General features: G+C 68.5%; 15 protein-coding genes. 10 read left to right on the top strand and 5 right to left on the bottom strand.

Going from position 1 to position 15,434, the window contains the following annotated elements; genetic code table 11:
- Nucleotides 1–41: 41 nt before the first annotated feature.
- The 4 genes from MF270_RS12360 to MF270_RS12345 form a co-directional block, all read right to left on the bottom strand.
- Nucleotides 42–659, bottom strand: a complete 618-nt coding sequence (locus MF270_RS12360) for a hypothetical protein (protein ID WP_238366272.1) — start codon at nt 657–659, stop codon at nt 42–44.
- Between the two features lie 10 nt (nt 660–669).
- The gene (locus MF270_RS12355; RefSeq protein ID WP_238366197.1) at nt 670–1,107 is read right to left on the bottom strand and encodes a VOC family protein; all 438 of its coding nucleotides are present in this window, start codon (nt 1,105–1,107) and stop codon (nt 670–672) included.
- A gap of 80 nt (nt 1,108–1,187) precedes the next feature.
- Entirely contained in the window at nt 1,188–3,686 is a 2,499-nt protein-coding gene (locus MF270_RS12350; RefSeq protein WP_238366196.1) for a CheR family methyltransferase, read from the bottom strand.
- Nucleotides 3,687–3,744: 58 nt separating this feature from the next.
- Complete coding sequence (locus MF270_RS12345) at nt 3,745–5,598, bottom strand: putative bifunctional diguanylate cyclase/phosphodiesterase (RefSeq protein ID WP_238366195.1); 1,854 nt, start codon at nt 5,596–5,598, stop codon at nt 3,745–3,747.
- Nucleotides 5,599–5,931: 333 nt separating this feature from the next.
- Between MF270_RS12345 and alr the strand changes: the two genes are divergently transcribed.
- The 9 genes from alr (at nt 5,932) to MF270_RS12300 (ending at nt 13,396) form a co-directional block, all read left to right on the top strand.
- On the top strand, nt 5,932–6,969 hold the full coding sequence (gene alr / locus MF270_RS12340) for an alanine racemase (protein ID WP_238366194.1): 1,038 nt from the start codon (nt 5,932–5,934) through the stop codon (nt 6,967–6,969).
- Between the two features lie 4 nt (nt 6,970–6,973).
- The gene (locus MF270_RS12335; protein ID WP_238366193.1) at nt 6,974–7,756 is read left to right on the top strand and encodes an MlaE family ABC transporter permease; all 783 of its coding nucleotides are present in this window, start codon (nt 6,974–6,976) and stop codon (nt 7,754–7,756) included.
- Nucleotides 7,753–8,499 carry an ABC transporter ATP-binding protein gene (locus MF270_RS12330; protein ID WP_238366192.1) on the top strand — a complete coding sequence of 249 codons (747 nt, stop codon included), beginning with the start codon at nt 7,753–7,755 and terminating at the stop codon, nt 8,497–8,499. The genes MF270_RS12335 and MF270_RS12330 overlap by 4 nt, the downstream gene beginning before the upstream one ends.
- Nucleotides 8,499–8,888: a hypothetical protein gene (locus MF270_RS12325; RefSeq protein WP_238366191.1), complete on the top strand. Its 390-nt coding sequence runs from the start codon at nt 8,499–8,501 to the stop codon at nt 8,886–8,888. Before MF270_RS12330 ends, MF270_RS12325 begins: the two co-directional genes overlap by 1 nt.
- Nucleotides 8,885–9,334: a paraquat-inducible protein A gene (locus tag MF270_RS12320; protein WP_238366190.1), complete on the top strand. Its 450-nt coding sequence runs from the start codon at nt 8,885–8,887 to the stop codon at nt 9,332–9,334. Before MF270_RS12325 ends, MF270_RS12320 begins: the two co-directional genes overlap by 4 nt.
- Nucleotides 9,335–9,488: 154 nt before the next feature.
- Nucleotides 9,489–10,394 carry a DNA repair protein gene (locus MF270_RS12315; protein ID WP_238366189.1) on the top strand — a complete coding sequence of 302 codons (906 nt, stop codon included), beginning with the start codon at nt 9,489–9,491 and terminating at the stop codon, nt 10,392–10,394.
- A gap of 51 nt (nt 10,395–10,445) precedes the next feature.
- Nucleotides 10,446–11,249, top strand: a complete 804-nt coding sequence (locus MF270_RS12310; protein WP_238366188.1) for an arylamine N-acetyltransferase family protein — start codon at nt 10,446–10,448, stop codon at nt 11,247–11,249.
- A gap of 97 nt (nt 11,250–11,346) precedes the next feature.
- On the top strand, nt 11,347–12,714 hold the full coding sequence (radA, locus tag MF270_RS12305) for a DNA repair protein RadA (RefSeq protein WP_238366187.1): 1,368 nt from the start codon (nt 11,347–11,349) through the stop codon (nt 12,712–12,714).
- Between the two features lie 79 nt (nt 12,715–12,793).
- Nucleotides 12,794–13,396: a CvpA family protein gene (locus MF270_RS12300; RefSeq protein ID WP_238366186.1), complete on the top strand. Its 603-nt coding sequence runs from the start codon at nt 12,794–12,796 to the stop codon at nt 13,394–13,396.
- 3 nt (nt 13,397–13,399) lie between these two features.
- Here the strand turns inward: MF270_RS12300 and MF270_RS12295 are convergent, their stop codons facing one another.
- Nucleotides 13,400–13,609, bottom strand: coding sequence for a hypothetical protein (locus MF270_RS12295; RefSeq protein ID WP_238366185.1), 210 nt, complete (start codon nt 13,607–13,609; stop codon nt 13,400–13,402).
- A gap of 304 nt (nt 13,610–13,913) precedes the next feature.
- Between MF270_RS12295 and purF the strand changes: the two genes are divergently transcribed.
- The gene (gene purF, locus MF270_RS12290; protein ID WP_238366271.1) at nt 13,914–15,395 is read left to right on the top strand and encodes an amidophosphoribosyltransferase; all 1,482 of its coding nucleotides are present in this window, start codon (nt 13,914–13,916) and stop codon (nt 15,393–15,395) included.
- The last annotated feature ends 39 nt before the right edge of the window (nt 15,396–15,434 follow it).

Here is a 15,434-nt window from a genome sequence, read left to right as displayed (position 1 = left end):
TCACCACGAAGATGGTTACGATTCGGCTAAGGCGACCTTGGTCAGACCGGGACCACGATGCCGCGGAAGGGCGGGAAATCGGCGTAGCGCGATTGGCGCTCGGCCAGGCTTTCAAGCGGCGCCGCACCCGGGAGCAAAAGGCAGCCACGCGGCGCGATGTAGCTGTCGATGCGCCGGCGCGGCGCAGGTCGCCAGGCGATGTTGAAGGCGCAGAGCTTGGGGAAAAACCACGCTTCGGCAAAATCGATGTGGTCGTAAAGCCACCAGGCCAGGTCGCGCCAGTCGCGCCCTTCGGCGTAGCGGTCCGCGAACCAGGGGATCGCGACCGAGGCGCCTGCGATGGCATCCTCCCCCTCGCCGCGGTCCCAGACGTGGCATTCCAGCGGATGGTCGTTGCGCGCACAGTTCAGCCCGTTCGCGTTGCCATAAGCGTTCAGCCGGGCCGACCGGTAGCCCGACCGGATCGCCAGCCGCCCGAAGGTGTCCTGCAGCGGCTCGAGCAGGTCTTGGCACAGGCGCTGCCCATGGGCGATCACCAGCTCGGGCCGGTCCGGCAGGTTGGGCAGGCCGTGGAACGCCGAGATCTCGGAATGCAGGAAGTCGCGCAGGTAGAACTGCCGGGACAGGCGGACCCGCCCCAGTTCTTCCAGCCCGCGCATGGAGCCGGGGCTACGCCGGGTCCCCATAGCCGGTCCAGCGGAAGGCGCCGTCGGGCGAAAGCGGCGCGAACGGGTTCCAGCAGATTTCCCAGACATGGCCCTCGGGGTCCGCGACATAGGCGATATGCCCGCCCCAGAAGATGTCATGCGCCTCGCGCAGCACCTCTCCGCCGGCGGCGCGCATGCGTTCGACCAGGGGCGCCACATCGGCCTTGTCACGTACATTGTGGGACAGGGTCATGGCGCCATGTCCGAGCCGGTCGGCCGGAATGCCGAGGTCATTGGCGAGGCTTTCGAGAGAGTAGAGGCCCAGCGACTGGCCCGGCAGGTCATAGACCACCATGCCGTCTGGAGTCTCCTCGCGCTGCCAGCCGAGCGCGTCGTAGAAGGCGGCGCAGCGCGCCATGTCGCGCACGCCGAGGGTGATCAGGCTGATACGTTGCTCCAAGGTCTCTCTCCGAAAGGCGCGGTCGATGCGCCCGAGGGTACACGCGGAACAATTGGTGAACAATACCTTTCCGCGACCCGTCACGCAGGGCCGGGAAGCACCACCATGACCATCGGGACGCTCGCGTGGCCCAGCCCGGGCGCGACCGGTTCGATCCGCAGCGAAAGGGCGGTCCCGTTCAGCGTGGCGGCGCAGGTGGCGGGCTGGCCGCTGCCCAACACCCGGTCGATCGCCGCGCCAAGGTCCGGGGCGTCCCGCGCAGGGATGACCTGGGCCAGCGCGACGCCGGGCGCGGTTCCACGCCAGCCAGGCGTGATGTCACGCGCGGCACCGACCACGCGCGTCACGGTCTGTGCGCGGTCGACCACCAGCGCCGTCGCCCCCAGCGCGGCCAGCGCGCGGCCCGCGAGTTCGAGGTCATGGCCCAGGACCTCGCGGCTGGACAGCAGCGAGCCGTTCGTCGCGAGCAGGTCGAGGTTGAGCTTTTGCAGGGCATTGTTGGCACTGTGCAGGTGCCGGTTCGACGCCCGCAGGTCCTGGTTCGACGCGCGCAGCTCCTCGTTGCTCAGCTGCAGCTCCTCGCTGCTCGCCTCCAGCCGGTCGACCACGCGGCGCGAGGCGGAGTTGATCAGGCGCAACTCCTGCTCGAGCTCGACCAGTCTGGCGGATAGGTCGGCATCGCTGGCCACGCCGGCTGCTGCGGGGAGGGGATCGCACCCTTCGACCCGCAGCGTGGCCATCAGCAGCCAGTCGCCCGACAGCCGGTGGATCGTCTCGAGCTTGACGAAGCACAGCTGGCTCTCGTCGGCATGGACGCGCAGGCCGATGTCGCGGGTCGCGACCAGTTCGCCCGAGCCTAGCAACTGGCCCAGCATGTCGCGCAGGGCCGCCCCGAGATCGGGGTGCAGTACGTCCTCGATCAGCCCCGCGCCCGCCCCCTGTGCATTCGAGACAAACAGCTTGGCGGCGCCGAACCAGTTCAGCACCTGGCCTTCGCCGGTCAGCAGGATCGACGGCGGCGCATAGCGGTTCAATAGCGCGCCATAGGCATCCAGCAGAACGCCGCGATCGCGGACCTTGCGCAGTTCGGACGCCACGCCGGCGGTGGCCCCGGGCGCGCCGATCCGTCGGCCTCCGGGCCCGTCGCCCGGCGCGGTCGCGCCGTCGGTGCCAGCCCGGCGAAAGATCCGCGAGCGGCGGTCGACCGGGTGCAGCGGCTCTTCGAGCGCCGACGGGCTTTCGCATTTGCCCAGCATCAGGTAGCCGCCCGGCCGCAGCCCGAACCGCAGCATCGACAACACGCGTGCCCGGGGTTCGGACCGCAGGTAGATCAACAGGTTGCGGCAGACGATCAGGTCGAGATCCAGGAACGGCGCCTCGCTCAGCACGTCGTGCTGGGCAAAGATGAGGTGCCGTCGCAGCTGCGGCACGATCGACACAATCCCCGCGCCCGGATCGCCTTCGGGCTGCAGGTAGCGCTGTGCCAGGTGGGCCGGCAGGGCGGCGGCGGCGGTCACGGAAAAGCGTCCCTCCGAGGCGATCTCGACCGCGCGGCTGTTCACGTCGGTCGCGATGACACGGAAATCGCCGGGGGCCCCGGCGGCGCGCAGGGCATCGTCAAGCTCCATGGCCACCGAGTAAGCCTCTTCGCCGGTCGCGCAGCCGGGAATCCAGACCCGCAGCGTCTTGCGCTCTGCGATCCCGGCGACCAGCGGGTCGAGCACGCCGGCCCGCAGGGCAGCAAAGGCCGAGGGGTCGCGGTGAAAGCCGGTCACGCCGATCAGGAAGGCGTCGAGAAGGCGGCGGGCCTCGTCCCGGTCGCCCCGCAGGCGGTCGCTGTAGGCCGCGAGGTCCGGCAGTCCAAGCGCCCGGCGCCGCGTCTCGGCGGCATGGGCCAGCAGGCGCGGCTTGTAGGCCTCGAGGTCCAGCGCGGTGATCCGGCCCAGGCGGCCGCGGATCGCGGTCAGCAGGGGCCCGTCGGCGGGCGACGGGGCCGCCGCCGCGGCCCCGGGATCGAAGTGGCGCGCCAGCAGGCCGGCGATGGCCTCGGGCGTCTCGGCGCCGCGCGCGGCCCCGATCTCGAGCAGGCGGCCGATCTCGCCGCCTGGCGGCTCGGTTTCGGCCGTCACGATCACGACAAGCGTGCCGGCCTCGGCCAGCGCCACCACGCCAAGCAGCCCGTCCGTCCGCAGCGCGGACAGCAGGATCACCGCCGTCCTCCCAGGCTGGCGCAGGCTGGCGCTGCCCAGCAGCGTGTCAAGCCGACCATGCGCATCCGGCTCGTCCCCCGGCGGGGTCGAGGCGCGCAGGCGGCGATCCCCCGGCATGGCCCAGCGGTTCGCGGGGAGGACGATCAGGCGCCCGGGCTCGATCGCGGCATCCTCGCCTAGCAGTCTGCTGTCCGGCTGGCGCTCGACCAGCGCCGCCGCGTCTTCGCCCGCGGGCAACACGAGCAGGTAAGCACAGTCCGGCTGTGGCGCGGCCGCGGCGAACAGCGCCAGGATCTCGGCCACCGTTCCGCAGACCACGACCAACGGCGTGACCGCTTCGGCCCGGCCGGCCTGCATCCGCTCGCTCATCTGCACGGGCCCTGGCCGGCACGGCCCCCCTGCCCGCCCATGGGCTGCCGCGTCCCGCTCATCGCGCGCCCCGCGCGGGCGCGGGCGCCGAGAGGGCCTGGAGGTCGCGCGGCGTGCAGACCGTGTCGAGATCCTCGGCCGCGACCGGCGCGCCCAGCAGGTAGCCCTGGCCATGCGGGCAGCCGATCTCGCGCAGCGCAGCCAGTTGCGCGGCCGTCTCGACGCCTTCGGCCACGACACCGAAGCCGAATTTCCTGGCCATCAACAGGATCGCGTCAAAGACCACCCGGTCGCGCGACCCCGCGTGCTCGGCCAGCGCCCGCACAAAGCTGCGGTCGATCTTGAGCACGTCAAGCGGCCAGTCCGACAGGTGGCGTAGGCCGCCATGCCCTGTGCCGAAATCGTCCAGCGCGATGCGGGCGCCCCGGCGGCGCATCTCGCTGAGGTTGCGAAAGACCTGGCCGGACTTTTCGCCCATGACGACCCGTTCGGTCACCTCGATCACCAGCGACGACCAGGGCACGGCCACCCGGGCCAGCTCGGTCTGCAGGTCGAAGACAAATTCGCGCTTGAGCAGGTCGAAGGTGGTCAGGTTCAGCGCCAGGATCGGCCGGCACCCCGCCCCGCCTTCGCGCGCCAGCAGGTCGGCATAGGCCTCGAGCGATTGCGACACCATGTTGCGCGTCAGCACCTCGGCCAGGTCGCGGTCGTCGAAGACAGCGTTGAAGGCATCCGGCGACAGCGCGCCCTTTTCCGGGTCCAGCCAGCGGGCCAGCACCTCGAGCCCGGTGCATCGTCCGGTCGCGAGGTCAAAGACGGGCTGGAAATAGGGCACCACGCGCCCCTCGTCGCTGTCCGCGATGAACCGGCGCGAGATCTCGCGGTCGCTGAACCGGCGGTTCCGCCGCGCGTCGAACAGGCAATGCCGGCCGCGCCCCTGCTCCTTGGCGGCATAAAGCGCGGAATCGGCCTTGTCGAAGACCTCCGAAAATCCCTGTACCCGTCCGGGCACCACGTCGGCCCCGATGCTGACGCGGCCCAGTTCGGGGTGGCCCAGACCCGCGGCCCGGCGCAGGATCGCGTTTGTGACCGAGCCCAGCATCCGGTCCACCGCGTCCGAGGTCACCTGCTTGAGCGGGCAGATCACCGCGAACTCGTCGCCGCCGATGCGCCCGACCAGCGCCCCCTCGCCCGCCGCGTCGGACAGCGCCCGCGCGACCGTGACAAGATAGGTGTCGCCGAACCGGTGGCCGAACAGCGCGTTCACCTCGCGGAACCGGTCGATGTCGAGCAGGTAGAACAGGCTGGGCGTGTCCGTGCTGCGCAGCCATTGCTCGGCCCGTTCGGCAAAGACCTTGCCGTTGACCAGCCCGGTCAGCGCATCCCGCGCCACCAGTTCGCGCAGCTCGGTCTTGTCGCGGTTGGCCTGCACCAGGTCCAGCTCGACCGAGATGCGCTGGCGATGCGCAGTGAAGAGCTGGGTCGCCAGCCACCCCAACTGACGGCGCAGTTCGACCGTGGTCGCGTCGAACCGCTTGCCCGGCTCGGCCAGGCCACTGAACCCGCCCAGCACGCGCCCGGTATCGTCCCGCAGCGAGGCGCCCAGCAACTGCATCGTCCGGCCGTCGTGGAAACAGCTGCGCGGCGGCCAGAACTCGAGCCGCTCCGAGTCGTCCGTGCCCCGGTCCTGCCGCTCGCGGTTCATCGACATCTCGGCATTGACGAAGGCCAGCATGCGCAGGGTCATCGCCTCGGAGGTGCCCGTGCTGGCGGCATAGGCGGCAGTCGGAAGCTCGGAGGGGCGAAAACAGGCCAGGGTGTGTTCGAACCCCAGGCCGACCGCGATCGTGTCGGCCAGACCCTGCAGGATCGGGTCGATCCCGGCCGACAGGACCCGATCGATGCGGATCATCCTCTGGCGTTGACTTATGCGTTCGATACTGATCGTCCGAGCCCCCGGTAGTCGGTCAAAGCCACTTTTCGCGCCAACAAGGCGATTGAACTCGCAACCACCGTGACGGCACCAGACCCCGGAAGAAGAGCGCGTCACCTCACTCTCCCTATACGTGCAATCTACGCGATTTCTTAACCAAGGACAAGGGCCCAGAGCACCAGGCCCTGCCGAAGTGATCCGTGGCGGATCACGCGCCCTGTCCACGGGCCGGCCATGGGCCGGAACCTGCCTGCACCGGCGCCGGCACCTTTCCCTCTTGACCCCAGCGGCCCCCGTGGCAAGAACGCCGGCATGGCTTGTGCAACTCTCACCATTGACCTCGACGCGCTGATCGCCAACTGGCGGGCGCTGGATGCGATGACCGCCTGCGAGACCGCCGCGGTGGTCAAGGCCGATTCCTACGGGTTGGGGGCCGCACGGGTGGCCCGGGCCCTGGCCCGCGCGGGCTGCCGCCGGTTCTTTGTCGCGCTGGCCGAGGAAGGCGCCGCGCTGCGCGCCGAGCTGGGCCCGGGGCCGGAAATCATGGTCTTCAGCGGGCACATGGCCGGCGACACGGACATGATCGGCGATTGCGACCTGGTGCCGATGCTGAATTCGATCGACCAGATGCTGCGCCATGTCGAGGCGCTGCCGGGCGCGCCCTTTGGCGTGCAGCTCGATTCGGGGATGAACCGGCTGGGGATGGAAGCAGCCGAATGGACCGCCTTGCGCGACATCGCCATGGGCCAGGACATCCGGCTCATCATGTCGCACCTTGCCTGCGCAGACGGGCCAGAGCACGACATGAACCGCGTTCAGCTGCGCAATTTCCGGGCAATGACCGACGGGCTCTCGGCGCCGCGCTCGCTGTCGGCGACGGGCGGAATCCTGTTGGGGCCGGCCTATCACTTTGACCTGACGCGGCCGGGCATCGGCCTCTATGGCGGGCGCCCGTTCGACGAGGCACAACCTGTGGTAAATCTCTCCCTGCCCGTGATCCAGGTCCGCGACGTCGAGCCGGGTGAGACGGTGGGCTATGGCAACACCTGGACGGCCGAGGCGCCGGCGCGCATCGCCACCGTGGCCGCGGGCTATGCCGACGGTATTCACCGGGCGATGGGGCCCAGGACCGCGCTCTACCACGGCGCGGCCCCCTGCCCGATCCGCGGCCGCATCTCGATGGACCTGATCGGCGTCGACATCACCGCGCTGGACGAAGAACCCACCGCGCTGAGCCTGCTGACACCGCAGCAGGGGGTCGACGTGCTGGCCGACAACGCGGGCACCATCGGCTACGAGATCCTCACCTCGCTGGGCAACCGCTACACCCGCCACTACCGGGGCGGGTGAGGCGATGAGCCCGATCCGCGCCCTTGCCGCCATCGGCCGCCCCGTCATCGCGGGCCTGCGGCTGGTCGGCGCGTTGACCATCTTTGCGGCGCAGGCGGTCAGCCACCTCGTCCGCCCGCCCTTCTACCCGCGCGAGACGCTGATCCAGCTGGTGCAGATCGGCTGGCTGTCGCTGCCCGTGGTGGGCCTCACCGCGCTGTTCACCGGGGGCGCGCTGGCGCTCCAGATCTACGCGGGCGGGTCGCGCTTTTCGGCCGAGGCGGTCGTGCCCTCCATCGTCGCCATCGGCATGGTGCGCGAACTGGGCCCGGTGCTAGGCGGGCTGATGGTGGCCGCGCGGGTCGCTTCGTCGATCGCAGCCGAGATCGGCACGATGAAGGTAACAGAACAGATCGACGCGCTGGTCACCCTGTCGACCAACCCGATGAAATACCTCACCCTTCCGCGCCTCATCGCGGCGACGCTCGCCGTGCCGGTGCTGGTGGGCGTGGGCGACGCCATCGGCATCGCGGGCGGCTGGGCGGTCGGTGTCTGGCGGCTCGACTTCAACTCGGCCACCTACCTCAAGAACACGGTCGATTTCCTCGAAACCTGGGACGTCGTCTCGGGCCTGTGGAAGGGCGCCGCCTTCGGCTTCATCGTTGCCCTCGCCGGCTGCTTCTACGGCATGACCTCGTCGCGCGGGGCGCAAGGCGTGGGCCGGGCGACCAAATCGGCCGTGGTCACCGCATCCGTCCTGATCTTCGCCGCCAATTACATCCTGACCGAGACCTTCTTTTCCGCATGATCCGCCTTGACGACGTTCACAAGAGTTTCGGCCCGAACCGCGTGCTGCGCGGCGCGACCCTCGAGGTCGCGCGGGGCACCTCGACGGTGATCATCGGCGGCTCGGGTACGGGCAAGTCGGTGATGCTGAAATGCATACTCGGCCTCGTCACACCCGACCGCGGGACCATCGAGGTCGACGGCACCGACGTGACGCAAGCGCCGCGCGACGCCTTCCTGGCCCGCTTCGGGATGCTCTTCCAGGGCGGCGCGCTGTTCGATTCGTTGCCCGTCTGGCAGAACGTCGCCTTCCGCCTGCTGCGCGGTTCGCTGAAACGTCCCAAGGCCGAGGCGCGCGAGATCGCCATCGAAAAGCTGCGCCGCGTGGGTCTGAAGCCCGAAATGGCCGATCTCTTTCCCTCCGAGCTTTCCGGCGGGATGCAGAAACGCGTCGGCCTCGCCCGCGCCATCGCCGCCGAGCCCGAGATCATCTTTTTCGACGAACCCACAACCGGGCTCGACCCGATCATGGCCGGCGTCATCAACGCGTTGATCCGCGAGATCGTGACCGAGATGGGGGCGACCGCGCTGACCATCACCCATGACATGTCCTCGGTCCGGGCGATTGCCGACAACGTGGCCATGCTGCACGACGGCACGATCAAGTGGACCGGCCCGGTGGCCCGGATGGACCATTCCGGCGACCCCTACCTCGACCAGTTCATCCATGGCCGCGCCGAGGGGCCGATCGAGGCGGTCCGCTGATGGAAAGCTTCCTGCGCCCCCCGCCCGAGGTTATTGCGTTCTTCACGCTCAAGAAGTTCCTCTACCTCGAAATCCTGCTGGTCTTGGCGGTTGCGCGCAGCATCGTGGCCCGTGGCCCGGCCCGCTGGGCGGGGCTCGTGTCGGTCCTGCTGGCGCTGCTGGGCCTGGCTGCGCAGTTTGGGCCGGCGATCAGCGGGGCCAGCGACGGCACGCTCTACCGCGCGGCCTTTACCGCCGTGAACGCGGTTCAGGGGATCGCGCTGCCGCTTGTCGCCTCGCTGCCGCTGGCGATCTCGGCCGTGCTGCGCGGACGCCGCTGGTGGGGGATCGACGCCCTGCATGCGCTGCTCATCGCCGCGCTGGTCGTGCTCTGGGGCTTGGGCGGATGACCCGGCTTGGCTGGCTCAGGCTGGCGAACCTGTCGCTGCTCGTGCTCTTCCCGGTCTCGTGGTTCGCGCCCCTGCTGCGCGCGGGGTTGCTCCCGCTCTTCGGGCTGTCGGAAATCTCGGTCATCTCGGGCCTGCAATCGCTGTGGAAGACCGATGTGTTCCTGGCCCTGCTGGTGACGCTCTTCGCCCTCTTTGCGCCGATGCTCAAGACGCTGGGACTGGCCCTGATCCACTTCGGCCAGATGCGCCGCCGCGCCCTGCCCTGGCTGACCGTGCTGGGCAGGCTGGCCATGGCGGACGTCTTCCTGATCGCGCTCTACATCACCGTCGCCAAGGGAATCGGAGTCGGCCGGATCGAGACCGCCTGGGGCCTCTACCTCTTCACCGCCTGCATCCTTGCCAGCCTGGCCGTCGGCCACCTGACGGGCAAAAGCACCCGCGACTGATCACGCGACGGAAACAATTCACCCCTGACCCCCGCATCGTTCACGAATCATGTGTTAATCTTCGTGAATGTGACTTTTCTCTTAGGATTTCCCCGCGTTAAGCATAATTCTGCCTTAATATCCGCTCGCGTGATGGTGCTGGGAGTTCACGAACATGGAAGCGTCGATTCGATCGACCCTCTGGCTGCTGATGGCGCTGTTGCAGCGCGCGGCAATCCTTCTTCTCGTCCTCGTGACGCTGGGCCTCATCGGCTATGACGTGGCTGCCGCGCTTGGGCATGTGCCGTGGCTGACCATGGGGCTGACCTTTGGCGACATCACCTACCCGCAGGCCGGCATGGCCGTGCAGCTGGGGCTGACGGCGCTGCTGGCGCTTTTCTGCGTCTATCTGCCGGCCAATTCCCGGATCATGGCGCTGGAGAACTCGCACCGGTCGTTTCACATCGGCATGCGCGACGTGATGCAGGCCTATGCCCGGGCCCATGCCTCGGATCGCGAGGGCGTCTTTACGCTCGGCGCCGAATTCGATTCGATCCGCGAGCGCATCGCCTTCCTGCGCCAGCACCCGGACCTAGAGATGGTGCAGGGTGACGTGCTGGAAGTCGCGGCCCAGATGAGCCATGTCAGCCGCGAGTTGGCCGCCACCTATTCCGACCGCAACGTCTTGCGCGCACGCGATTTTCTCATCGCCCGGCAGCAGGAGATCGAGGATTTCAACATCCGCATCGCCGAGGCGAAGGCGATCGCAGTCGAGGTCCGGCAATGGGCCGACGCGGTCGAGGTCGAAGAGGCCATCGCCCGTTCGCAGCTGGACCGGCTGCGCGAGGAGCTGATGGAGCTGGTGCCCGAGCTCGTCGAGGGCATGGAGGCCGACACGATGGAGGCCGAGTTGCAGAAATACGACGCGGGGCAGATCGAGGCGCCGGCCGCGGAACGCATGAAGGCCGAGGCAAGCGACGGCTCGGACGGCGACGACACCCGGCCCGAGACCCCGGCCGACCCCTATGCCGGAGACGACCGCATCGTGGCGCTGCTGTCGGCCCGGGCCACGCGGGGCTGAGCCTTGCCAATCCCGCCCGGCGCCGACAGGGTGCGGGCGGGAGGACACCGCATGCTTTCAGCCTACCTGGCCCGAATCGGGCGCACCGGCCCCGTGGCCCCGACCCGGGCCGGGCTCGACGCCGTGATCGCCGGGCACCTCGCACATATCCCGTTCGAGAATTTCGACCCGCTCTGCGGAATCGTGCCGGACCTGGCACCCGAGGCCATCGCCGCCAAGCTGATCGACAGGAAGCGTGGCGGCTATTGCTTTGAGCAGAATGCGCTTTTGCGTGATGCCCTGCGCGCGATGGGGTTCAGCGTCGAGACCCTGATCGCCCGGGTCTGGTGGCAAAAGCCCGCAGACATGCCCCCCGGCCCATGGTCGCACATGGCCCTTCGGGTGCGGATCGGCGACACCGACCTGCTGGCCGATGCGGGCTTTGGCGGCTGCGTACCACCTCAGTCGCTGGACATGGCGTTGCGGACCCCGCAGGCGACGGCGCATGAGACCTACCGTTTCCGTGATGTCCCAAGGGCCTGGATGCTGGACGCTCGGGTAAAGGATGAATGGGCGCCGGTCTACGAGATCCGCCACACCACCGCCGATGACGCCGAATACGCCGCCGCCAATCACCTCACCGCGACCGCCTCCTTCTTTGCCACCGAGGTCACGCTGTCGCGCACGACACCCGACGAGCGCATCGCGATCAAGCACAATCGCCTGACCCGCCGCGGCCCCGAGGGCATCCGCGACCAGCACGTTCTGGCGCCCGAAGCGCTGGCACAGACGATTGCCGCGCATCTCGGGCTCGCCGTGGCGCCGGAGTGGCTGCCGATCCTGGCCCGAGCCGCGAAAACCGAGCCCGCGCAGTAGCCTGCGGGCCGATCCAGGCCCACAACATGAGCGGGACAAGCCAAGTCCTGTTCGCGCGTCGCTTGCAGCGTCCCGACCAATGGGGCACATGATGGACATGGCCAAGAAACAGACCTCCTACATCTGCGCTGCCTGCGGCAATGTCACGTCCAAGTGGGCGGGCCGCTGCGACGCCTGCCTGGAGTGGAATACGCTGATCGAGGATGCCGGCATCAGCGTCGGCCCGTCCAAGAAGTCGCTGGGCAAGACACGGGGCAGCCCGGTGCAGCTGACCGACCTGATGACCAGCGAGGCGCCGCCGCTGCGCACCGGATCGGGCATAGCCGAGCTTGACCGCGTGCTGGGCGGTGGCCTCGTGCCGGCCTCGGCGATCCTTGTCGGGGGCGATCCCGGCATCGGCAAGTCGACGCTGCTGCTTCAGGCTGCTGCAAGTTTCGCCAATAACGGCCTGAAAACGCTTTATATCTCGGGCGAAGAGGCCAGCCAGCAGGTGCGCATGCGCGCGCAGCGGCTGGGGCTGACGCAGGCGCCGGTCAAGTTGGGGGCCGAGACCAACCTGCGCGACATCCTCACCACGCTCGAAACCGAGGCGCCTCACCTGGCCATCATCGATTCGATCCAGACCATGTGGGCCGACAACGTGGAAAGCGCGCCCGGCTCGGTCAGCCAGGTCCGCGCCGCCGCGCATGAGCTGACCACCTTTGCCAAGCGCAGGAACATGTCCGTCATCCTTGTGGGCCATGTCACCAAGGACGGCCAGATCGCCGGCCCCCGCGTGGTCGAGCACATGGTCGACACCGTGCTCTATTTCGAGGGCGAGCGCGGCCACCAGTTCCGCATCCTGCGCGCGGTCAAGAACCGCTTCGGCCCCGCGGACGAGATCGGCGTCTTCGAGATGACCGGCGCGGGCCTGTCCGAGGTCACCAACCCCTCGGCCCTGTTCCTGTCGGAACGCGGCGAGCCCAGCCCCGGCTCGGTCGTCTTTGCCGGGATCGAGGGCACGCGCCCCGTGCTGGTCGAGTTCCAGGCCCTTGTCGCGCCCAGCCCGCACAGCCAGCCGCGCCGCACGGTCGTCGGTTGGGACGGCGGGCGGCTGGCGATGATCCTCGCCGTGCTCGAGGCGCGTTGCGGCATCCCTTTTGCCGGGCTCGACGTCTATCTCAACGTCGCCGGCGGCATGAAGGTGAGCGAGCCCGCCGCCGATCTCGCCGTCGCCGCCGCGCTGCTCTCTGCGCGGGAAGACGCCGCCCTGCCGGCCGAAACCGTGGTATTCGGAGAACTTTCGCTGTCTTCCGCGCTTCGTCCGGTGTCACAGACCGAAAATCGGTTGAAAGAGGCGCAGAAACTTGGTTTTTCCTCGGCCATCATGCCCAAGGGGGGCAAGGCACCGGGCGTCGAGGGCATGACCCTGTCGCAGATGCCCGACCTGACCACCTTCGTGGGCGACGTGTTCGGCGCGGGCTAGTCCGCACCGAGGATTTTGGAGGCGCGGGGAAACCGGCGTCCAGGGGCGAGGCGCCCAAAGCAGAAGGACAGGCAGGGCCATGGAAGGTTTCACCATCATCGACGGGATCGTCGCCGTCGTCATCGTCCTTTCGGCGCTGCTGGCCTATTCGCGCGGGCTGGTCCGCGAGGCGATGGCCATTGTCGGCTGGATCGCGGCGGCCGTGCTCGCATTCATCTTTGCGCCGCAGGTGCGCCCGCTGGTGGTGGAACTGCCGGTCGTGGGCGACTTCATCGCCGACAGCTGCGAGCTTTCGATCATCGGCGCATTTGCCGCCGTCTTCGCGCTGGCGCTGGTGGTCGTGTCGCTGTTCACGCCGCTGTTTTCGTCGCTGGTGCAGCGCTCGGCCCTTGGCGGGCTCGACCAGGCGCTCGGGTTCCTGTTCGGCGTGGCGCGCGGCATCCTGCTGGTCGCCGTCGCCTTCTTTGCCTACGAGACGATGATCACCAGCCAGACCTTCACCATCGTCGACGAAAGCCGCTCGGCCCAGGTGTTCGGCCGCATCACCGGCCAGATCGAGGACCGCGACCCCGAGCAGGCGCTGGGCTGGGTGACCCGTCAATATGTCGAGCTGGTCAGCGTCTGCGATCCCGACGGCACCCCGGAACCGGTGACCGCCCCCGCGCCGGTCGAGGGAAACTGAGGATCAGGCCGATTCGAGCCCGCGCCGATCGGTCTGCGCGGCGCGCGACCTGACCCGAGTGAGAGTGCGCGCGGTCAGCAGCAGCGACAGCGCCAGCACGCACAGCGCCACGGCGCCATCAAGGTCCGCCTCGACCACGCGCCAAGCGGCAAAGGGCTGGATGGCCACGCCGATGATCCAAAGCAGGCTTGCAAGGTCACGCTGTCCGGTCATGTCTTTCTGTCCTTTTGTCCAGCCGGTTATGACTGTGTCGTTAACCTTTTCTGGCCGTCGATTCGGATCACGAAAGGGAGGAAATCTGTCGCAATCGTGAAACTTTCGGCACCCCCGCCGGAAAGCCGCCACAATGACCGGCGGCGTTCGCCATCGCGGCACCGGCCCGGCGCACCGAGTTGCCGCAGCGCAGAAGACGTGATACTTCCGTGACAGGAACGGTGCCCCCCGCTATGAGGGCGCTACCCCCTCCCAATTCGGATTCGGAGCTGTCCACTTGTCCGACACCCTGCCCGCCCGCCGTCTGCCGCCCGCAAATCCCTTTGACTTCGACGCCTGGCAACCCGCCGACGGCGACGACAAGCTGCGCGAGGAATGCGGCGTTTTCGGCGTCGTCGGCGTCCAGGACGCGGCCAACTTCGTCGCGCTTGGCCTGCACGCGCTGCAACATCGCGGCCAGGAGGCCGGCGGCATCGTCAGCCATGACCCGGTCGAAGGCTTCAACTCGGCCCGCCGTTTCGGCTATGTCCGCGACAATTTCACCAAGCAATCGCTGATGGAGACGCTGCCCGGCCCCCTGGCCATCGGCCATGTGCGCTATTCCACCGCCGGGTCCAAGGGCAACACCGCGATCCGCGACGTGCAGCCCTTCTTCGGTGAATTCTCGCTTGGCGGCGCGGCGATTGCCCATAACGGCAACCTGACCAATGCCGACGCCCTGCGGCGCGAGCTGATCGACCGCGGCTCGATCTTCCAGTCCTCGTCGGACAGCGAATGCATCATTCACCTGATGGCCCGGTCGCTGCAGCGCAAGGTGCCCGAGCGCATCATGGACGCGCTGCGGCGGGTCGAAGGCGCGTTCAGCGTCGTCGCCATGACCCGCACCAAGCTGATCGGCGTGCGCGACCCGATGGGCGTGCGCCCGCTGGTTCTGGGCAAGCTGGGCGATGGCTGGGTGCTCAGCTCAGAGACCTGCGCGCTTGACATCATCGGCGCCGAGTTCATCCGCGAGGTCGAGCCGGGCGAGATGGTGGTGATCGAGGACGGCAAGGTGAACAGCCACCGCCCCTTCCCGCCGCGCCAGCCACGGTTCTGCATCTTCGAACATGTATATTTTTCGCGCCCCGACTCGATCCAGGGTGGCCGGTCGGTCTATGAGACCCGGCGCCAGATCGGGGTCGAACTGGCCCGCGAAGCGCCGGTCGAGGCCGACCTCGTCTGCCCCGTGCCCGACAGCGGCACGCCGGCGGCGGTGGGGTTCTCGGCCGAAAGCGGCATTCCCTTCGCGCTGGGGATCACCCGGAACCAGTACATGGGCCGGACCTTCATCGAGCCGACCGAGCAGATCCGCAACATGGGCGTGCGGCTCAAGCTCAATGTCAACCGGGCGCTGATCAAGGGCAAGCGGGTCATCCTCGTGGACGATTCGGTCGTGCGCGGCACCACCTCGCGCAAGATCAAGGAGATGATCCTGGATGCCGGCGCGGCCGAGGTGCATTTCCGGATTGCCAGCCCGCCGACCGCCTGGCCCTGCTTTTACGGCGTCGACACGCCGCAGCGCGACAAGCTGCTTGCCGCCCAGATGAACGAGGAAGAGATGCGCCAGTACCTGGCCGTCGACAGCCTCAGGTTCATCTCGCTCGACGGGCTCTACCGCGCCGTGGGCGAGGCCGAAGGCCGCAACGCGTCCTGCCCGCAATACTGCGACGCCTGCTTCTCGGGCGAATACCCGGTCGAGCCGGCGGACATGATCGAGAAGGGCTTCCAGATGAAGGCGGCCGAGTAAGCCACACGCTTGACCGGGGCCCGGCCCCGGTCGCAAGCT

Source organism: Mesobacterium pallidum (genome assembly GCF_019966535.1).
Lineage (GTDB): Bacteria > Pseudomonadota > Alphaproteobacteria > Rhodobacterales > Rhodobacteraceae > Mesobacterium > Mesobacterium pallidum.
The sequence above is the reverse complement of the archived record's forward strand: the minus strand, read 5'-3'. Positions and strand labels throughout refer to the sequence as shown.